The sequence below is a fragment of the Salinisphaera sp. genome, assembly GCF_035690525.1.
Lineage (GTDB): Bacteria > Pseudomonadota > Gammaproteobacteria > Nevskiales > Salinisphaeraceae > Salinisphaera.
Genome location: NZ_DASSKM010000143.1, coordinates 15185 through 32777 on the forward strand (window position 1 = coordinate 15185; position 17593 = coordinate 32777).

Sequence of the window (17593 nt, forward strand, 5' to 3'; positions counted from 1 at the left end):
CGATCAGCGCCGAATACGGCCGATGCTGCGCTGCAATACGGCGTGACGATCGCGATCCAGCGGAAAATCCCAGATCAGCACGATAACGCCGATTTTGATCGCGACCGGGAGCAGGCCGTAGAGCGCCGCGAGCGTCCATAGCGCGGTCGCGTCGCTGGGCCCGCCGGCGTTAAAGCCCGCCAGCCATAGAATCGGATAGGCGATGCCGAGCGCGACCGCGAAGGCGAGTTTGGTCGCCATGCCCCAGAGCCCGAAATACAACCCCGCGCGGCCGTCGCCGCCGGCGGCCGTGTCCTCGTCGACCACGTCGGCCTGAATCGAGGCGGCGATGGCCTGATCCACGCCCAGACAGGAGCCGCCGAAAATACAGATCAGCGTGTAGACAATAATGCTGTAAGTATTGTCCGACAGCGTGATCGTAAAGATGAACATAGCGGCCACGAATGCCATCGAGGCGCACCACAGCCGGTGCTTGGACCAGTGCCGCCCGATCCAGAACCAGACCGGCAGGCCGGCGACGGCCGACAAAAAATAGATCGCCAGGAAAATCCCCGCCGTGGCCTGACTCGCACCGAGCACAGACTGCACGAAGAACAGAAACAGCGCCGCCGGCAGCCCGTTGGCCGCGCCGTTGAGCAGATAGGCGACGACCAGCCGGCGAAACGGCTTGTTGGCGGCCAGCAGACGCGCACTTTCGGCCCAGGCCACGTTCGAGGCCGCCGCGTCGGGCTCCGGCGCGCGCCAGAGAAACAAACCGACGGCGATCGGCAGCGCGAGCAACAGAAAGACCGCGATTGCCGCCAGCCCCGCCGCCGGCCCGCCGGCCAGCTTGCCTACGGCCGCCGGCAATACGATGGCGACCATCGTGCCGAGCACGAAAAACCCTTCGCGCCAGGCCGTGACGCGCGTACGTTCATCGTAATCGGTCGACAGTTCGGCGCCCATGGTCGTATACGGCAGATAGATCAGCGTCCAGCCGAGATAAGCCGCCATACTCCAGATCAGCAGGTAGAGCGCCCCGGCGTGCGCGCCGGGCACGAACAGAAACCAGGCCGCGAGCATGAGAATCGGCGTGCCGAGCACGATATAAGGCCGGCGCCGGCCGAAACGGGCGGGCGTACGGTCGGAAAGTGTCCCGATCACCGGATCGGTAATCACGTCGAACAGGCGCGCAGCGAAGATCAGCACGCCGACGATGCCGGTGTTCAACCCCGGCATCTGGGCGTAGAACGGCGGCAGAAACACGGTGAGCGGCAGGCCGAGCGCGGCTAGCGGTAGACCCAGCCCGCCGTAGGATGCCAGGCGCGACAGGGGATAACGTCGGCTCATCCGGGCCGCTGTAAACCGATCTGCATCAGGTCGATGTTGCCGGACGTGAAACCGGCCGCGCAGTAGGCCAGATAGTAGCGCCACATCCGGTAGAAGGAGTCGCCGCGTTCGGCCCGGATTTCGGCGCCGGCGGCGGCCACCGCCCGGTCCCAGCGCAGCAATGTGCGTGCGTAGTGCCGGCCGTAGAAATCACGCTCGTGCACGGCCAGCCCGGCCGCCGCCGCGTGCGCGGTGAAAACCGCCGGCGAGGCCAGCATGCCTCCGGGGAAAATATATTTCTGTATGAAGTCGACGTTGCGGCGATAGTAGGCAAACCGGGCGTCGTCGATCGTGATCGCCTGGATCGCGGCGCGCCCGCCCGGCTTGAGCGCATCGTGGATGGCTTTAAAGTAAGTTGGCCAGTAGGCCTCGCCGACCGCCTCGTACATCTCGATCGAGACCACATGGTCGTAGGTTTCGGCGATATCGCGATAATCGCGGAGCGCAAAATCGATGCGATCGGCCAGACCGCCGGCCACGGCACGCTCGCGCGCGAATCGGAGTTGTTCTTCCGATAGGGTGATGCCGGTCACGCGTACACCCCGGGTTTCGGCGGCGTGGCGCGCGAAACCGCCCCAGCCGCAACCGATTTCCAGAATATGCGCATCCGGCTCGGGCGCGAGGCGTTCGAGCAACCGATCGTATTTACGGCGCTGGGCCTCGGCCAACGGCTCGTCGGGCCGGGCGAATACCGCCGAGGAATAGGTCCACGTCTCGTCCAGCCAGCGGGCATAGAAATCGTTGCCGAGATCGTAGTGGTAGGCGATGTTACGCTTCGCACCGGCCCGGCTGTTGGCGCGCAGCCGCCGGCCGGCGCTTGACGCCAACCTGTACAACCACTGCAGACGCGAAAAATCCGGCGCCAGCGCCGCGGCGTTCAGATGCAGCAGATAGATCAGCGCCGGCAGATCGTCGCAGTCCCACTCGCCGGCCATATAGCCCTCGGCGAAACCGACCGAGCCGGCCTTGAACAATCGCGTCACCATGCGCGGCGAATGGATCGTCAGCGTCGCCGTCGGACCGGGTTCGCTGCCCTGGAAGCGGGCAACGCTGCGCCCGGGCAGGATAACGTCCAAACGGCCGCGGGTAAGCCGGTCGAGCCGCTTGATCACCGCTCGTTCGCGCCAACCGCTCGGCCGGCCGTAAGCCACGGTCGCGTGGTAGGAAGTCGTCGTCATGCCGTTGTTCTTATGATCGATTCGGTCGCCGCGGCTCGGGCTTGGTATGGAACTTCGCACCGCGCAGCCAGATCTTGAGAGCCTGCCAATGGATCGCCGCCGTGATCTTGAGTGTCATCAGAGGTACGACACAGACCGCAATTGCGATGCTGCGCGTCGACAACCGCCGCCGCGTGCCCGACAGCGCGGTCGCGATGCGCAGCTCGTCGGCGTCGTCGTAGAGGCGAATGCCGAGCCCTACGCGCTCTGCGGGCGCCATGACATGAAAGCGATAGGTCCCACTTCGGTCGAAAAACGGCGAGACATGAAACCGTTTCGCCTTGTCGCGCGCGGCGCGCCAGTCCATGGCCCGCCCGTTGTCGTGCAGCACATAGATGTGATGCTCGCCAAACGTGTTGTGAACCTCGGCGACGATCGCACGCAGCGTGGTATCGGCATGCTCGGCGTAATACAGGCTGATCGGATTGAAGCCGTAACCGAGCACGCGCGGCATGGTGAACAACCGCACCCGGCCGCCCGCCAAATCGACGGCGTGCTCGGCGAGCACAGCGTCGATCCAGGCGCGTAGATCGGATCCGTCGTGCGGCCCATGATCGGCGTCATGAAACGACAGCAGATTGAACCGGTTGCGCGAGATCAGCGGCGACGCCGCACAGGCCGCGTCGATGGCGTCGATATCGAGCAGTAGGAAGAAAGCGCGATACGTGAACCGATAACGCGGCGGGCCCGGCCGCCGGTGCATAATACGACAGCGATAAAGCGCGGCTGCGTTCAAACCAGCCACGGCGCGGCGACGCCCAGCGCCTTGGCCACCCTTGTGGCCGAGGCCAGACCATCCTCATGGAATCCATAGCCGCACCAGGCGCCCGTGTGCCAGACGCCGCCGGCGCCCTGGATTTCGCCCAAACGCGTCTGGGCGGCGAGCGCGGCGCGGTCAAACACCGGATGCAAATAGCCGATCTCGGCGATCACGCGCGCCGGATCGGGTTCGGTCAGCGGATTGAGGCTGACGAAATATTCGCGCGGGCCGGGGATCGACTGCAGCCGGTTCATCCAGTAGGTCACCGCCACCCGCTGATCGGAGATCTCTGCGCGGTCAGCCAGATAGTTCCACGACGACCAGACGCGCCGGCGTTTCGGCATCAGGCTCGGGTCGCTGTGCAGCACCGCCCGATTCGGCTGAAACGAAAACGCGCCCAGCAGTTCGCGTTCGCGCGGATCGGCATCGACCAACAGGCGGCGCGTGGTATCGGCATGGCAGGCGAAGATGACCTGATCGAAATGCAGCGTGCGCCCGCGCTCGGTGATCACGGTCGCGCCGTCGGCCTGACGGCGCACGCGCTGGATCGGGGTGGCGCAGCGCACGCGATCGCCCAGCACGGCCGCCACCGCGCGCACATAGGCATGGCTGCCACCGGCCACGGTGTGCCACTGCGGGCGGTCCTTGATGTCGAGCAGGCCGTGGTTGTCGAAAAAACGAAGAAACGCGGCCAGCGGGAAACGCCGGATGCCCGCGGTCGGCGTGGACCAGATCGCGGCCGCCATCGGCAGCAGATAGCGAGCCGCGAACGCCTCGCCGAAGCGATGCTTGTCGAGGAATTCGCCGAGCGCCAGATCGGGCACCCGGTCGGCCACCAACATACGCTTGGCGCGCCGATTGAAGCGCAGGATATCCGCGATCATGCGCCAGTGCGCGGGATCGCCCGCCAACGCCGGCTGGGCGAACAGCTTGGCCGGACTGTCCCCGGCCCATTCGATCGCCCCGTGGCCGATCGACACCCCGAACGACATGTCGCTGGGCTGGGTGGCCACCCCGAGTTCGTCCAGAAAGCGGTTGAAATACGGATAATTGCGATCGTTGGCCACGATGAAACCGGTATCGACCGGCTGCGCGCCGTCCATGACCGTGCAGACATGGCCGCCGAGCCCGTCGGCCGCCTCGAACAGCGTGATATCGGCGGCCTCGCGCAACAACCACGCGGCACCCAGCCCCGCTATGCCGCCGCCGATAATCGCGATTGTCTGCATCCGCCCCGCTTCCGCGTATGAATTTGGGCTCATAGTGCCACGAGACGGCCGATGACCGGAGCGCGCCGCGCTCTTTGGACCGTTTTCGGGGTTTGGGCTATCCTTTGTCCCATCTTCTGGACAAGGCGCGGGTCCGCTTTCAAGCGCGTCGGCCGGCCGCCACACCGGCCCCGCATCCGCCCACACGCCAGGCCGTTCAACAACCAGGTTTTTACCAAGGAGCCGCCATGAAAGATGCCGTACGCGTAGCCGTAACCGGGGGCGCCGGACAGATCAGCTATTCGCTGATCTTTCGCCTCGCCACCGGGGAGATGCTCGGGCATGACCAGCCAATCATCCTGCAGCTGCTGGAAATTCCGCCGGCCATGGATGCGCTCGAGGGCGTGATCATGGAGATCAACGACTGCGCCTTCCCGCTGATAACCGAAATCCACGGCACCGACCAACCGGAAGAAGCGTTCAAGGACGTCGATTATGCGCTGCTGGTGGGTTCCAAGCCCCGCGGCAAGGGCATGGAACGCTCGGACCTGCTCAAGGCCAATGGCGATATCTTTTCGGTTCAGGGCAAGGCGCTGAACGATCATGCCGCCAAGGACGTCAAGGTGTTGGTGGTCGGCAATCCGGCCAATACCAATGCGCTGATCGCCTCGGCCAACGCCCCCGACCTGAACGATAACCAGTTCACCGCCATGATGCGGCTGGACCACAACCGCTCGCTCTCCCAACTGGCGCAGAAGACCGACAGCCTGGTCACCGATATCGAGGGCATGATGGTCTGGGGCAACCATAGCTCGACCCAGTTCCCCGACCTGTCGCACGCCACGGTCAAAGGCAGGGCCGCGCTCGATCTGGTCGACCAGGACTGGTACGAGAACCACTTCATCCCCACCGTGCAGCAACGCGGCGCCGCCATCATTGAAGCGCGCGGCGCTTCCAGCGCGGCCTCGGCGGCCAGTGCCGCGATCGACCATATGCGCAACTGGGTAGCCGGCAGCACAGGGGCGATCGTGAGCATGGGTATCCCGGCCGACGGCAGCTACGGCATCGAACCGGGCATCATGTATTCGTTCCCGGTCATCTGCGACAACGGCGGGTTCAAGATCGTTCAGGATCTGGAGATCAGCGAATTCGCCCGCGCGCGCATGCAGGCCACCGAGGACGAACTGCGCAGCGAGCGCGAAGCCGTGGCGCACCTGTTGTAGGGTGCGGACAGCGCTTGCTACAAGCCGGCCTCGCGCCGGCTTTTTCATGCGAATCAGCCGTTCGGGGGCGTATCCGCGCGAGTTGTAAGGGCCGCCGGTCGCCGATAGTCTAGATTCGGCCGATACACGGGGGCGCGCCGTCACATCATCCGGAGTCGCGCAATGCGTCGTCTGCTCGCCGTCCTCTCGATCGTCGCCAGCCTTGGGTCGATTCTGACCTTGCTCTTGGCCCCGCCCGCCGCGCACGCGGCCCCGGACGCCGATCTATGGGCCCGCTGGCAGGCCCACGATGCCGATTCCACCGCCACCATCGATCACAGCGCGTTCGATGCATTTCTACACAAATACGTCGTGGTTCACGACCACGGGCCGAACGGCGTGCGCTACGGCGACGTCTCCGCCGCCGATCGAGACCGGCTGGCGCACTACATCGCGGCGATGGAGAAGATCGACATCGATCGCTACAACCGCGATGTACAGCGCGCATACTGGATCAATCTGTACAACGCCGAAACGATCGACCTCGTGCTCGAGGATTACCCGGTGGATTCCATCCGTGACTTCGGCGGCGGGCTGTTCCACCACGGGCCCTGGGACGATCAGGTACTCGAAGTCGAGGGCGAGGAGTTGAGCCTGAACGACATCGAGCACCGCATCCTGCGTCCGATCTGGCCGGACGGCATGACCCACTACGGCGTGAACTGTGCCTCGATATCCTGCCCGAGCCTACGCGATTCGGCTTATACCGGCGCCAACATCGACCGCGCGCTGGTCGATAATGCCAAGGATTATGTGAATTCGCCCGAAGGCGTGCACTTCGAGGACGGCCGGCTCATCGTGTCGAAAATCTACGACTGGTATCAGAGCGATTTCGGCGGCGACGCGCTCGGCGTGATCCAGCGCCTGCGTCGATTCGCCCAGCCCGCGCTTTCGGCGCGGCTGGACGCACAGCGCGGCGACATCGACGGCTATGCCTACGACTGGTCGCTCAATTCCGAGCGCAACATCGAGCGGCACGGCTTTCAGCCCGACGACGACTGACCACCGGCCGGCGACCGCCCGTCTCAGAGGGTGTTTACAAAACATAGCGAGCGCCGGCAGTTCGGGCACGCCCGGAGCGCAGCAAGCGCAGTAGTTTGGTAGACGTCTCTCAGCCGGTGCGATGCGCCACCGGTGCCACCCACATGAGCTTGCCGCCCGGTGTGCGCGTGCCGGCGCGCGACGTATCCTCCATCGACACCATGATTTTGGCATGGTCGCCGAGTTCGGATCGCAGCTTGGACGGCAGCGCCATCGTGTAATGGCCGCGCGTGTGCGGCAACTCGCCGACGAGTTGCGGTTTGCCGTCGCCGGCCTTGATCCACATCCGCAGCATCTTGCCCGCCGGCACCTTGAAGTCGCCCATGGCCTGCACCGAGAGCTTCTTGCCGTCGTCCGAGGACGTAACCAGCCAACTCATGCCGGTGGGCTTGTCGTAGATGACGCTGGCATAGGTCGGCGCGATTTGACCGCCGCCGCGCCAGACCGGCAACTCAAAGATCGCCAGGCCGGCCAGAACGATCGCCGCCAGCGAGGCCGCGAGCGCCAAACGGCGCCAGCGGCGCGCGCGCTTGAAGTCGTTGCCCGGCGCGGCGGGCGCAGCGGGCCGGCGATCCGCCGCCTGTTCGCGGGCGATGCCGATTGCGCGCGCCACGTCCTCCCAAACGTATGCCGGCGGCGCGACCGGCTCCAGATCCAGAGCGAGCCGGGCCAGCCGGTCTTCCCAGACCGCCAGGCGCGCCCGGGCCGCGGCGGAGTCGGCCAAGCGCTGCCGGAACGCGCTCGCCTGCTCGGGTTCCAGCGTGCCGAGTACATATTCGGCCGCGGTCAGGTCCAGTTCGTCGTGCTCGGGCGTGGTCATGCCGAGCCCCCCACCAGACAGTCGCGCAGACGCAGCAAACCCCGCCGGATCCAGCTCTTGACCGTGCCGAGCGGCGCGTCCATGCGCTCGGACAGTTCCTGATGCGTCAAGCCCTCATAGTAGGCCAACAGCACGCTTTCGCGCTGCTCGTCCGACAATTGGTTCAGACAGGCGTTGATCGCAGCCAGGGACTGCTGATTCTCGTTTTCCTGCGCGGGAGACAAGCTCTGTTCGTCCTCCAGAAGCGTGGCCACCCGATCGGGTTCCTCCGGCATGGCGACCTCGGGACGCCGCCGCCGCAGCAGATCGAGCGCGCGGTAACGCGCGATCGACAACAGCCAGGTCAGCGGCGCACCACGCTCGGGCGAGTAGGTATCGGCTTTCTGCCAGATGCGTACATAAGCGTCCTGCAACGCGTCCTGCGCCCGTTCGGGGCTTCTCAAAATACGTAGCAACAGCGCATAGAGTTGCGGCGAAGTGGCCGCATAGAGTTGCTGAAACGCCTGCTCGTCGCCACGCGCGGTGGCCTCGAGCCAGTTCGCAAGCTGTTCGCGCTCAGCCATTCCACCGCCTTGCGCCGGCTGCGCGCGATATACAGAAATACCGGATTGTCATTGTCGACCCGATCTCAATGATCGCGTCAGTTTGACCGTTTACGCCCCGGGACTCAATCACGGTTATCGCCGGCGGCGGATACCGCGCTTTCATCAATCGGCGCGTGCCGTAGTAATCCATAATTGAATAGTTGAATCGTCGCCCGGCCGGTTCTATCGTCGGCGCCGACATTGCATGCCCGAGGCCATCATGCCCGATACCTTCCCCGGCCGGTTTCCGGCCACCCGCCTGCGCCGCGCCCGCGCGAACGACTTCACCCGCCGGCTGGCGCGCGAACATCGTCTGTCGGTCGACGATTTGATCTACCCCGTGTTCGTGACCGAAGGCGAGGCCGCCGACGTGGCGGCGATGCCCGGTGTACGCCGGCATACGCTGGACGATCTGTTGCGCGAGGCCGCCGAAGCCGCCGCGCTGGGCATCCCGGCGCTGGTGCTGTTCCCGGTCGTCGATCCGGGCAAGAAGACAGCGGACGCGGCCGAGGCGGCCAATCCCGACGGCCTGATCCCGCAGGCAATCCGCGCGATCAAGGCCGAATTCCCCCAGCTCGGGGTGATGACCGATGTCGCGCTCGATCCGTATACCAGCCACGGCCAGGACGGCGTGATCAACGAGGACGGCTATGTGCTCAACGACCCGACCATCGGCATTCTGGTCGAACAGATGCGCGCCCACGCCGAGGCCGGGGCCGATATCGTCTCGCCCTCGGACATGATGGACGGCCGTATCGCCGCAATGCGCGACGCACTCGAAGCCGATGGCCATATCAACACCGTGATCATGTCCTACGCGGCCAAGTTCGCCTCGGCCTACTACAATCCGTTCCGCGAAGCGCTGGGCTCGGCGTCCAATCTCGGCCGCGCCGACAAGCGCACTTACCAGGTCGACCCGGCAAATACCGATGAAGCGCTGCGCGAGGTTGCGCTCGATCTCAAGGAAGGCGCGGACATGGTCATGGTCAAGCCGGGCATGCCGTATCTGGACATCATCCACCGCGTGAAAACGACGTTCGGCGTACCGACCTTCGCCTATCACGTCTCCGGCGAATACGCGATGCTCAAGGCCGCCGCCGACAACGGCTGGCTCGACGAACGCGCCGCGGTCATGGAGTGCCTCACGAGCTTCAAGCGCGCCGGCTGCGACGGCGTGCTAACCTATTTCGCCAAGGACGCCGCGCGCTGGCTGGCGGAATAGACCGGCTGTGAATCCGCAGCCCGAACGCGTGCTGGTCATCGGCCCGTCCTGGATCGGCGACATGGTCATGGCCCAGAGCCTGTTCGCGGGCCTGCGCGCGCGCCGGCCCCAGGCCACGATCGACGTGCTCGCGCCGGCGTCCACGGCGCGCCTGACCGAGCGCATGCCACAAGTCGACGAAGCCGTGACCATGAACATCGGGCACGGCCAATTCGCCTGGCGCCGGCGCCGCGAAACCGCTCGGCAACTGCGAGCGCGCGGCTATGAGCAGGCGATCGTGCTCCAGCGCAGCGCCAAGGCCGCGCTGGTGCCGTGGCTGGCCGGTATTCCGCTGCGCACCGGCTATCGCGGCGAATTGCGCTTGGGTCTGATCAACGATGTACGCACGCTGGACAAGTCGCGTTATCCGCTCAAGGCCGAGCACTACGCCCTGCTCGGCTTGGCCGCGGACGGCGATGCGCTCGGTGAAATCGACTGGCCGCGGCTTACGGTCGACGGCGCGCGCCAGCGTGAACTGGTCGCCGAACTGGGGCTCGACCCGGAGCGCCCGGTGGTGGGCTTTGCGCCGGGCGCGGCCTACGGCGGCGCCAAGGCCTGGCCGGTACGTCACTATGCCGGCCTGGCCGCGCGTCTGGACGCGGCCGGCTGGGCCTGCTGGATCTTCGGCAGCGACGCCGATCGCGAAGTCGCCAATGCGATGGCGGCCGCGGCGCCGAAGCACGGCGTGAATCTCGCCGCGCGCACAAGCTTGGTCGATATCGTCGATCTGGCCGCGCTGACTACCCGCTTCGTCGGCAACGACACCGGCGTCATGCATCTGGCCTCGGCCGCCGCGCCCAGCGTGATCGGCCTGTACGGCTCCACCGATCCCGACTACGCCCCACCGCTCGCGGCAACCTCGCAGCGGCTGTGGCGCGGCATGGACTGTTCACCGTGCCGCCAACGCGAGTGCCCGCTCGGCCATCACGCCTGTCTCGAGGACATGCCGGTGGCCGACGTATTCACGGCCTGCACCGATCCCGGCGCCGCCGCGATCGCGTCGCTGCATCGAATCGCACACTACGGAGCACCGCGGCGGCCGGCATGAACGTTTGCTTATGCCGCCATGCTTGGCCACGATAGGCGGCCGGCCAAGCACCGAATGCCGTCACATGCCTCAGCCATCCGATCGCTACGCCGTCATCGGCCATCCGGTCGCGCATAGCCGATCGCCGGATATTCACCGCCGGTTCGCCGCGCAGTGCGATCAGGCGATGGAATACACCCGCCTGCCGGCGCCGGCCGACGGTTTCGAGCGCGTCGCGCGCGAATTCTTCGATTGCGGCGGCGCCGGGCTCAACGTCACCCTACCCTTCAAACAGGCCGCATTCGAACTGGCCGACCGGCTGAGCGAGCGGGCCGAGCGCGCCGGCGCGGTCAACACCTTGATGGCCACCGGCGACGGGCTGTTCGCGGACAACACCGACGGCGCCGGCCTGGTGGCCGATCTGGTCGATAATCTCGCGGTCAATATCGCCGGCCGGCGGTTGCTGATTCTGGGCGCGGGCGGCGCCGTGCGCGGGGTGGTGCCCAGCCTGCTCGCCGCCGGCGCGGCCCGCATCACGATCGCCAATCGCAGCCCGGACAAGGCCCGGGCGATCGCCGCCGCCTGTGCGGACATGGGCGAGGTCGTCGCCTGCGGACTGAATGCCGCGCCCGATGACGCCGAACTGGTGATTAACGCGATATCGGCCGGGCTGACCGAGGCCGCCATGCCCGCGATCGATGCCCGCATCCTGGCCCGCGCCGTGGCGGTCTACGACATGATCTACGCCGACACGCCGACCCCGTTTCTGCGCTGGGCCGCCGCGCACGGCGTAGCCACGGGCCGCGACGGTTTCGGCATGCTGGTGGAACAGGCCGCCGAATCGTTCGCGCTCTGGCGCGGCGTGCGCCCCGAGACCGCGCCGGTGATCGCCGCACTTCGGCCGCACTTCGCCCGCCCACACGCGGGTCGGACTGAAACGCTATAATGACCGGATTATGAACGCACGGCCCACGGCTCAAGAGCTCGATCACGTCCTGCGCGACGATACCTCGGGCGAACTGCTCGATCCGCAGATCCATGCGCGGCAGTACAGCCACGTGCGCAAGGCGCACGAAACCGAGCTCATCGAGGACTATGTCGAACTGATCGCCGATCTGATCGACGCCAAGGGCGAGGCCCGCGCGGTCGAACTCGCCCAGCGCATGGGGGTGACCCAGGCCACGGTCGGCAAAATGATCCGGCGGATGACCGAAGCCGGACTGGTCACGAGCCAACCCTATCGTTCGATCTTTCTCACCGACGCCGGCCACGAAATGGCGCGCGTGTCGCGCGAGCGGCATATCGTGGTGCTGCGTTTTCTGCGCGCGCTGGGCGTCTCCGAGGCCACCGCGCGCCAGGACGCCGAGGGCGTGGAACATCATGTCTCGAACGAGACCATCGATGTCATGCGCCGGTTCGCGGACGCGCATGACATCGAATAACGACACGCCGGCCGGCACGTCGCTCGAGCCGGTCATCCGCCACACGGCCGACGGGCGTACGCGCATCGAGCACGCCTGGCCGCGCGAGGCCCGCGCCGGCCGCGCGATCCAGCATGCGATCGCCCGGCATGTGGATACACAGAACGCGCTGCCGGCCGAAATTCGCCGCATCGCCGGCGTGGACATCGGCTTCGAGGACAGCGGCCATACCACGCGCGCCGCGATCGTGGTGCTCGACCCCAACGATCTTTCCGTGCTCGAGCAGGTGCTGGTGCGGCGTCCCACCCGTATGCCCTACATCCCCGGTCTGCTGTCGTTCCGCGAGATTCCGGCCGCGCTCGATGCGCTGGACGAACTATCCGAACTGCCCGATCTGCTCATGGTCGACGGCCATGGCATCGCGCATCCGAGGCGTCTCGGCGTCGCCACGCATCTGGGTCTGGCCAGCGGCCTACCCACCATCGGCGTGGCCAAGAAACGCCTGACCGGAACCCACGACCCCGCACCCGAGGAACGCCTGGCCTGGACGCCGCTCATGGACGGTCACGAGATCATCGGCGCGGTGCTGCGCTCCCGGGTCCGTGTTAAGCCGATCTTCATATCGCCCGGGCATCGTGTCGATCTCGACACGGCGCTGGACTGGGTCACGCGCACGCTGACCCGCTACCGCCTGCCGGAGACGACCCGGGCCGCCGATCGGCTCGCCTCGAGACGCCGCTAAGCGCGCGGACGCGCTTCGACACGCAGACCGCTTTTTTGTGGTCGTTTTAATGCAACTGTTATGCTTTATTAAGGTCAGAAGCGATTCGGCCAACCTCATACCCATAGGTTCTTTTATGATCAAACGTGTTTGCACCCTCTGCGCGCTGGCGGTTGCCGCGCTGTCCTTCACGGGCATGGCCGTCGCCGCCGACGACAGCAGCGGTCAAAACGATACCCAGCAGCTGATGAAGACGTATCGTTCGGATGCGCAACAGCTCAAGCAGATCCACGACAAGACCATTCAGAACAACCCGCAGCTCGCCAAGGAACAGCAGCAGTTCCAGGATCAGGTCAAAAACGCGATCGAGGAGCAGGGCTACGACATACAGGCCGGCCAGAAGCACATGCAGTCGATAGCCAAGAAGCTGCAGTCGGGCGATCTGAGCGACGAACAGCGCAAGCAGGTAATGCAGGACTTCCAGGACGAGCGCCAGAAGATGGTCAAGGCGCGCAACGCCGCTCTGTCCCAGCCGGACATCCAGAAATCGGGCAAGCAGCTCGAACAGGACACCATCGAGGCCATGAAGAAGCAGGATTCGAAAACCACCCAGCTCATCGCCGAGATGAAGAACGTGCGCGGCAAGCTGCAGCAATCGGCCGGCGCGCAGAGCGACAACGGCGGTAACTAAGCTAGCGCCGCCATAATCGATAGGTAGCCCGGCTCCGGCCGGGCTTTTTTATGCGCGGCGCAAACGAACGAAACCTTATACCAACCTGCAAAAAGCAAGAATACAAAAGGAAGACAAAAACAGTCCGCAACTGAACGCGAAAAACGCAAATGAAAACTGATTTTTCTTTATTTTACGTGCCTTTGGCGTTTATTTTCGGACCTGCTCTTTTTCTTATCGACTATCGTTGCATAATTATAACGGCTGGTATCAAGCCAGGGTGGCCAACAATTTGTCGTGGATGCCGCCAAAGCCGCCGTTGCTCATCACCACCACGATATCGCCGGGCCGCGCCTCGGCCGCGATCGCGGCTACCAGGGCATCAATATCGCCGAGCGCCTGGAAACGGTCGTCGAGCGCCGCCATCGCGGCGCGGAGATCCCAATCGATGCCGGCATCGTAAGCGTATACCCGGTCGGCCCGATCGAAGCTGGCGCCGAGGGTGGCTTGGTGCACGCCGGCGCGCATCGTGTTCGAGCGCGGCTCGAAAGCGACGATCACGCGCCCGCGTTCACGGCCGACGGCGAGGCCGTCGAGGGTCGCGCGGATCGCGGTCGGATGATGGGCGAAGTCGTCGTAGACCGCGATGCCGCCGGGCGTACCGCGCAGTTCGAGTCGACGTTTGACGCCGCTAAACGTCGCCAGCGCGGCCAGCGCCGCCGAAGGCGCGATACCGGCATGTTCGGCCGCGGCGATCGCCGCGCAGGCGTTGGCCGCGTTGTGCGCGCCCTTCAACGTCCACGCCAACTCGCCCACAAACTGGTCGCCGCGCCCGATGCGCAGGCGACCGTGGTCGGCGGTTACCGGCTCCGCGTGCCAGCCGTCGGGCCGGTTGAAGCCCACGCGCGGGGTCCAGCAGCCCTGTGCGATTACCGTATCGAGCGCGGCGTCGGCGGCGTTGTGCACGATCCGGCCGGCGCCCGGCACGGTGCGCAGCAGATGATGGAACTGACGCTGGATCGCCGCCAAATCGTCGAAGATATCGGCATGATCGAATTCCAGATTGTTGAGGATCAGCGTACGCGGCCGGTAGTGGACGAACTTGGAGCGCTTGTCGAAGAAAGCCGTATCGTATTCATCGGCCTCGACCACGAAGAACCTCGACTCGCCAAACGCGGCCGAGGCGCCTAGGTCCGCGGCGATGCCGCCGATCAACCAGCCGGGGGCCGCGCCCTGATCGAGCAGAATATGCGCGAGCATGCTGGCCGTGGTGGTCTTGCCGTGGGTGCCGGCCACCGCCAGCACCCAGCGATCGGCCAACACATGATCGGCCAGCCACTGGGGGCCCGAGGTGTAGGCCAACCCGGCGTCGAGCATGTACTCGATCGCCGGGTTGCCGCGAGCCATCGCGTTGCCGACCACCACCTGATCCGGCGCGGGCTCCAGATGGGCGGGCTGATAGCCATCCATCACCGCGATGCCCGCTTCGGCCAGCTGCGTGCTCATGGGCGGATACAGCCCTTCGTCGGAGCCGGTCACTTCGTGCCCCGCGGCCCGGGCCAACAGGGCCACGCCGGCCATGAAAGTGCCGCCGATTCCCAAAATATGAACGTGCATCGCGATCTCTCGTCGTGCGGGTAAAGGTCAGCCGAGCACCGAGAAGACGAGCATCAGCAGTACTTCGAAACCGATGGTCACCGCTACGCCGAGCGCGATCGACACGCCCAGCGCATGTCGATAGACATGGCTGTAGATCGCCAGCCCCCAGATGCCGACCACCAGATACGCCAACGCGAACAAGGGCGATGGCATCGGCACCTGGGACGGGTCGCCAGCCGTGCGCAGCGCATCCAAATACGGCCGCAGCGCGCGCGTAGGCGCCAGCATGATCAGGGTGAGCACGGTGCCCGACGAGAACAACGCGGTCGCGGTCTGGTTGAAACGGTTCGACAACCCGCGCAGACGCAGAACCGTCGCGACGTACAGCCCGAGCATCAGCGTGGCGAGCACGGCCTGCACCAGGGCGCCGGCCGGCGGCCCGACCAGCGCGACCTGAATGAACAGAACGGTACAATAGGCCGCTATGCTGACCACGAGCGTCACCTGATCGCCGGGCATGTCCTGCGGGCCGCGGCGGAACAGCATGAGGTCGACGAGTCGGCGCGCAAAATTCATGGTCAACGCGTAATCCTATGAACGATAAGCTCAATGAAGCCAAGCGCATGATACCGAAGGCGCCGCAGCGCGTCGTCACCATCGATGACGACGCCGCGCTGGCCGAGTTCGCCGCGGAACTGGCCGGATGCGACTGGCTCGCTGTCGATACCGAATTTCTGCGCGAGCGGACTTATGTCCCCAAACTGTGCCTGGTCCAGATCGCCGATAGCGAGCACGTCGGCCTGATCGACGTGCTCGCGCTGACCGATCTCGCGCCGCTCGGACGTCTGCTGGGCGATCCCGCCGTGGTCAAGGTGTTTCATTCCGCCGAACAGGACTTGGAGGTGCTCTACCAGACCTTCAACCGCATGCCGGCGCCGATTTTCGATACCCAGGTCGCCGCACCGCTGCTCGGCTTCGACGATCAAATGGGTTACGCCCGGCTGGTCGACGCCCTGCTCGACAAGAAGCTGCCTAAGGGCCATACCCGGACCGACTGGAGCCGGCGCCCGCTACCCGCGGGCGCACTCGACTATGCCGCGGACGACGTGCGTTACCTGGCGGTGGCCTATCCGGTACTGCGCGACGCACTCGCCGCCGCCGATCGGCTGGCCTGGCTGGACGACGACTTTGCGCGCATGGTCGAGCCCGCCCGCTTCAACGTCGACACGCGCCTCGCCTGGCGCCGGATCAAGGCCTGGAACCGCCTCGCCCCGGCCGCCCAGCAGGTGTTGGCTGAACTCGCCGCATGGCGGGAACGCGAAGCGCTCGCGGCCGACCGGCCACGGCGCTGGATTCTGGCCGACGCGCCGCTGATCGCGATCGCCGAGAATCAGCCGACCCGGGACGTCGAACTGGCGGACACGCCGGACCTGCCGGCCAAGACCCTGGCTTGCCACGGCGATGAACTGCTGGCTTGCGTGCAGCAAGGTCTGGCCCGCCCGGCCGAATCGCTCGACCCCAACGCCGGCCCTCCGGACGAAGCCGCGCGGCGACGCATCAAGACCGGGATGCGGGCGCTTGCCCGGGCCGCCGAGGCCGCCGACATCCCGCCGGCATCGATCGCCAGCCGTGCGGATGTGGCGGCCATCGTGGCCGGCCACCGCGACGGGCGGCTACTGCGCGGCTGGCGCGCCGAGGTGGCCGGCCACGCCGTCGTACAGGCCGTGACGGGCGCTCAGGCGGACGCCGCGCGACCGTAGGCGAAAACCCCGGCCGGGATGGCGCACCAAGCCGGGATCAGGCCTCGGCCAACGCCTGTTTGATCCGGGCGTGGATCTGGTCGACCGTGCCGACGCCGGCGACCGGCTTGAGCAGGCCACGCTGCTCGTAGTAAGCCACCAGCGGCTGGGTCTGATCCTGATAAACCGACAGCCGGTTGCGGATCGTTTCTTCGTTGTCGTCGGCGCGGCCGCGCGCCATCAACCGGTCCACGATCTCCTCGTTGTCGACCTGCAGATGGATAACACGCTGAAGCGGGCGATCGAGTTCGGTCAACAAGCCGTCCAGGACTTCCGCCTGAGTCTCGCTGCGTGGAAATCCGTCGAGAATGAAGCCGTTTTCGGTATCGGGCCGGTTCAGGCGCTCGCGGATCATGCCGACCACGATATCGTCGGAGACGAGTTCGCCGGCGTCCATCGCCGCCTTGGCTTTCAAACCGAGCTCGGTCCGGTCCGCGACCGCCGCGCGCAGCAGATCGCCGGTTGAAATTTGCGGCACTCCGTACTCCTCGACGAGCTTGGCGCTCTGCGTTCCCTTGCCCGAACCGGGCGCGCCCAGCAGCACGATTTTCAGCATGATATCCCCGCCAAAAGACCTTGAAATTCGTAGGATGGAGCCGCCGCGCATATTGCACTGGCCGACCCGCTGGCCAATGCGCTGGCCAATGCGCTGGCCGACGGCCGAAGTTACTGGCTGCCCCCGATCAAGTCAATTGTCAGCCTTGTCCAATGACACATGAGCCTGAGCGAAGCGCGCGATTCCAGGGTGAGATGAGCCTGAAGGCGGTCTGGAGTTTGGGATCATCGGAGCATGATCGTGCGACTCCATACCCAAAGACTCCAGACCATTGACGAG

The 17593-nt window shown here is 65.7% G+C and carries 18 protein-coding genes; 9 read left to right on the forward strand and 9 right to left on the reverse strand.

The window, feature by feature from the left end; translation table 11 throughout:
* Window positions 1–3: 3 nt before the first annotated feature.
* The 4 genes from VFJ08_RS11060 to VFJ08_RS11075 are packed head-to-tail and all read right to left on the reverse strand — an operon-like array spanning window position 4 to window position 4574.
* Window positions 4–1329 (reverse strand): MFS transporter, encoded by a 1326-nt coding sequence (locus tag VFJ08_RS11060; RefSeq protein WP_324997268.1) that lies wholly within the window; start codon window positions 1327–1329, stop codon window positions 4–6.
* The gene (locus VFJ08_RS11065) at window positions 1326–2546 is read right to left on the reverse strand and encodes a cyclopropane-fatty-acyl-phospholipid synthase family protein (protein ID WP_324997269.1); all 1221 of its coding nucleotides are present in this window, start codon (window positions 2544–2546) and stop codon (window positions 1326–1328) included. Before VFJ08_RS11065 ends, VFJ08_RS11060 begins: the two co-directional genes overlap by 4 nt.
* A gap of 10 nt (window positions 2547–2556) precedes the next feature.
* Window positions 2557–3330: a DUF1365 domain-containing protein gene (locus VFJ08_RS11070; RefSeq protein WP_324997270.1), complete on the reverse strand. Its 774-nt coding sequence runs from the start codon at window positions 3328–3330 to the stop codon at window positions 2557–2559.
* On the reverse strand, window positions 3318–4574 hold the full coding sequence (locus VFJ08_RS11075) for an NAD(P)/FAD-dependent oxidoreductase (RefSeq protein ID WP_324997271.1): 1257 nt from the start codon (window positions 4572–4574) through the stop codon (window positions 3318–3320). Before VFJ08_RS11075 ends, VFJ08_RS11070 begins: the two co-directional genes overlap by 13 nt.
* Before the next feature lie 227 nt (window positions 4575–4801).
* On the opposite strand from VFJ08_RS11075, the gene VFJ08_RS11080 reads away from it, so the two are divergent.
* Entirely contained in the window at window positions 4802–5776 is a 975-nt protein-coding gene (locus VFJ08_RS11080) for a malate dehydrogenase (protein ID WP_324997272.1), read from the forward strand.
* Window positions 5777–5938: 162 nt separating this feature from the next.
* Entirely contained in the window at window positions 5939–6817 is an 879-nt protein-coding gene (locus tag VFJ08_RS11085) for a DUF547 domain-containing protein (protein WP_324997273.1), read from the forward strand.
* 109 nt (window positions 6818–6926) lie between these two features.
* Here VFJ08_RS11085 and VFJ08_RS11090 read toward each other — a convergent pair whose 3' ends face one another.
* Together VFJ08_RS11090 and VFJ08_RS11095 are read right to left on the reverse strand one after the other, a co-directional pair.
* On the reverse strand, window positions 6927–7676 hold the full coding sequence (locus tag VFJ08_RS11090) for an anti-sigma factor (RefSeq protein WP_324997274.1): 750 nt from the start codon (window positions 7674–7676) through the stop codon (window positions 6927–6929).
* On the reverse strand, window positions 7673–8239 hold the full coding sequence (locus tag VFJ08_RS11095) for a sigma-70 family RNA polymerase sigma factor (RefSeq protein ID WP_324997275.1): 567 nt from the start codon (window positions 8237–8239) through the stop codon (window positions 7673–7675). Before VFJ08_RS11095 ends, VFJ08_RS11090 begins: the two co-directional genes overlap by 4 nt.
* Before the next feature lie 241 nt (window positions 8240–8480).
* On the opposite strand from VFJ08_RS11095, the gene hemB reads away from it, so the two are divergent.
* The 6 genes from hemB to VFJ08_RS11125 all read left to right on the forward strand — a co-directional run bounded on the left by hemB (window position 8481) and on the right by VFJ08_RS11125 (window position 13381).
* The gene (hemB, locus tag VFJ08_RS11100) at window positions 8481–9482 is read left to right on the forward strand and encodes a porphobilinogen synthase (protein ID WP_324997276.1); all 1002 of its coding nucleotides are present in this window, start codon (window positions 8481–8483) and stop codon (window positions 9480–9482) included.
* A 7-nt stretch (window positions 9483–9489) separates the two neighbouring features.
* The gene (gene waaF / locus VFJ08_RS11105; RefSeq protein WP_324997277.1) at window positions 9490–10569 is read left to right on the forward strand and encodes a lipopolysaccharide heptosyltransferase II; all 1080 of its coding nucleotides are present in this window, start codon (window positions 9490–9492) and stop codon (window positions 10567–10569) included.
* 64 nt (window positions 10570–10633) lie between these two features.
* Window positions 10634–11494, forward strand: a complete 861-nt coding sequence (gene aroE / locus VFJ08_RS11110; protein WP_324997278.1) for a shikimate dehydrogenase — start codon at window positions 10634–10636, stop codon at window positions 11492–11494.
* 10 nt (window positions 11495–11504) lie between these two features.
* Window positions 11505–11990: a manganese-binding transcriptional regulator MntR gene (mntR, locus tag VFJ08_RS11115; protein WP_324997279.1), complete on the forward strand. Its 486-nt coding sequence runs from the start codon at window positions 11505–11507 to the stop codon at window positions 11988–11990.
* Window positions 11977–12711 carry a deoxyribonuclease V gene (nfi, locus tag VFJ08_RS11120; RefSeq protein ID WP_324997280.1) on the forward strand — a complete coding sequence of 245 codons (735 nt, stop codon included), beginning with the start codon at window positions 11977–11979 and terminating at the stop codon, window positions 12709–12711. The genes mntR and nfi overlap by 14 nt, the downstream gene beginning before the upstream one ends.
* 115 nt (window positions 12712–12826) lie before the next feature.
* Window positions 12827–13381, forward strand: a complete 555-nt coding sequence (locus tag VFJ08_RS11125) for a hypothetical protein (RefSeq protein ID WP_324997281.1) — start codon at window positions 12827–12829, stop codon at window positions 13379–13381.
* A gap of 249 nt (window positions 13382–13630) precedes the next feature.
* On the opposite strand, the gene mpl is transcribed toward VFJ08_RS11125, so the two are convergent.
* Both mpl and VFJ08_RS11135 read right to left on the reverse strand, forming a co-directional pair.
* Window positions 13631–14977 (reverse strand): UDP-N-acetylmuramate:L-alanyl-gamma-D-glutamyl-meso-diaminopimelate ligase, encoded by a 1347-nt coding sequence (mpl, locus tag VFJ08_RS11130; protein ID WP_324997282.1) that lies wholly within the window; start codon window positions 14975–14977, stop codon window positions 13631–13633.
* A gap of 27 nt (window positions 14978–15004) precedes the next feature.
* Window positions 15005–15535: a hypothetical protein gene (locus tag VFJ08_RS11135; protein ID WP_324997283.1), complete on the reverse strand. Its 531-nt coding sequence runs from the start codon at window positions 15533–15535 to the stop codon at window positions 15005–15007.
* A 17-nt stretch (window positions 15536–15552) separates the two neighbouring features.
* Between VFJ08_RS11135 and rnd the strand changes: the two genes are divergently transcribed.
* Window positions 15553–16719 (forward strand): ribonuclease D, encoded by a 1167-nt coding sequence (gene rnd, locus VFJ08_RS11140; protein WP_324997284.1) that lies wholly within the window; start codon window positions 15553–15555, stop codon window positions 16717–16719.
* A gap of 37 nt (window positions 16720–16756) precedes the next feature.
* Here rnd and VFJ08_RS11145 read toward each other — a convergent pair whose 3' ends face one another.
* Window positions 16757–17314 carry an adenylate kinase gene (locus VFJ08_RS11145; RefSeq protein ID WP_324997285.1) on the reverse strand — a complete coding sequence of 186 codons (558 nt, stop codon included), beginning with the start codon at window positions 17312–17314 and terminating at the stop codon, window positions 16757–16759.
* Between the last annotated feature and the right edge of the window lie 279 nt (window positions 17315–17593).

What these genes read in the sequence shown, in the direction of transcription:
- VFJ08_RS11060 (WP_324997268.1), bottom strand. Translation starts at nt 1,329, where the DNA reads ATGAGCCGACGTTATCCCCTGTCGCGCCTGGCATCCTACGGCGGGCTG.
- VFJ08_RS11065 (WP_324997269.1), bottom strand. Translation starts at nt 2,546, where the DNA reads ATGACGACGACTTCCTACCACGCGACCGTGGCTTACGGCCGGCCGAGC.
- VFJ08_RS11075 (WP_324997271.1), bottom strand. Translation starts at nt 4,574, where the DNA reads ATGCAGACAATCGCGATTATCGGCGGCGGCATAGCGGGGCTGGGTGCC.
- VFJ08_RS11080 (WP_324997272.1), top strand. Translation starts at nt 4,802, where the DNA reads ATGAAAGATGCCGTACGCGTAGCCGTAACCGGGGGCGCCGGACAGATC.
- VFJ08_RS11085 (WP_324997273.1), top strand. Translation starts at nt 5,939, where the DNA reads ATGCGTCGTCTGCTCGCCGTCCTCTCGATCGTCGCCAGCCTTGGGTCG.
- VFJ08_RS11090 (WP_324997274.1), bottom strand. Translation starts at nt 7,676, where the DNA reads ATGACCACGCCCGAGCACGACGAACTGGACCTGACCGCGGCCGAATAT.
- VFJ08_RS11095 (WP_324997275.1), bottom strand. Translation starts at nt 8,239, where the DNA reads ATGGCTGAGCGCGAACAGCTTGCGAACTGGCTCGAGGCCACCGCGCGT.
- hemB (WP_324997276.1), top strand. Translation starts at nt 8,481, where the DNA reads ATGCCCGATACCTTCCCCGGCCGGTTTCCGGCCACCCGCCTGCGCCGC.
- aroE (WP_324997278.1), top strand. Translation starts at nt 10,634, where the DNA reads ATGCCTCAGCCATCCGATCGCTACGCCGTCATCGGCCATCCGGTCGCG.
- mntR (WP_324997279.1), top strand. Translation starts at nt 11,505, where the DNA reads ATGAACGCACGGCCCACGGCTCAAGAGCTCGATCACGTCCTGCGCGAC.
- nfi (WP_324997280.1), top strand. Translation starts at nt 11,977, where the DNA reads ATGACATCGAATAACGACACGCCGGCCGGCACGTCGCTCGAGCCGGTC.
- VFJ08_RS11125 (WP_324997281.1), top strand. Translation starts at nt 12,827, where the DNA reads ATGATCAAACGTGTTTGCACCCTCTGCGCGCTGGCGGTTGCCGCGCTG.
- mpl (WP_324997282.1), bottom strand. Translation starts at nt 14,977, where the DNA reads ATGCACGTTCATATTTTGGGAATCGGCGGCACTTTCATGGCCGGCGTG.
- VFJ08_RS11135 (WP_324997283.1), bottom strand. Translation starts at nt 15,535, where the DNA reads ATGAATTTTGCGCGCCGACTCGTCGACCTCATGCTGTTCCGCCGCGGC.
- rnd (WP_324997284.1), top strand. Translation starts at nt 15,553, where the DNA reads ATGAACGATAAGCTCAATGAAGCCAAGCGCATGATACCGAAGGCGCCG.
- VFJ08_RS11145 (WP_324997285.1), bottom strand. Translation starts at nt 17,314, where the DNA reads ATGCTGAAAATCGTGCTGCTGGGCGCGCCCGGTTCGGGCAAGGGAACG.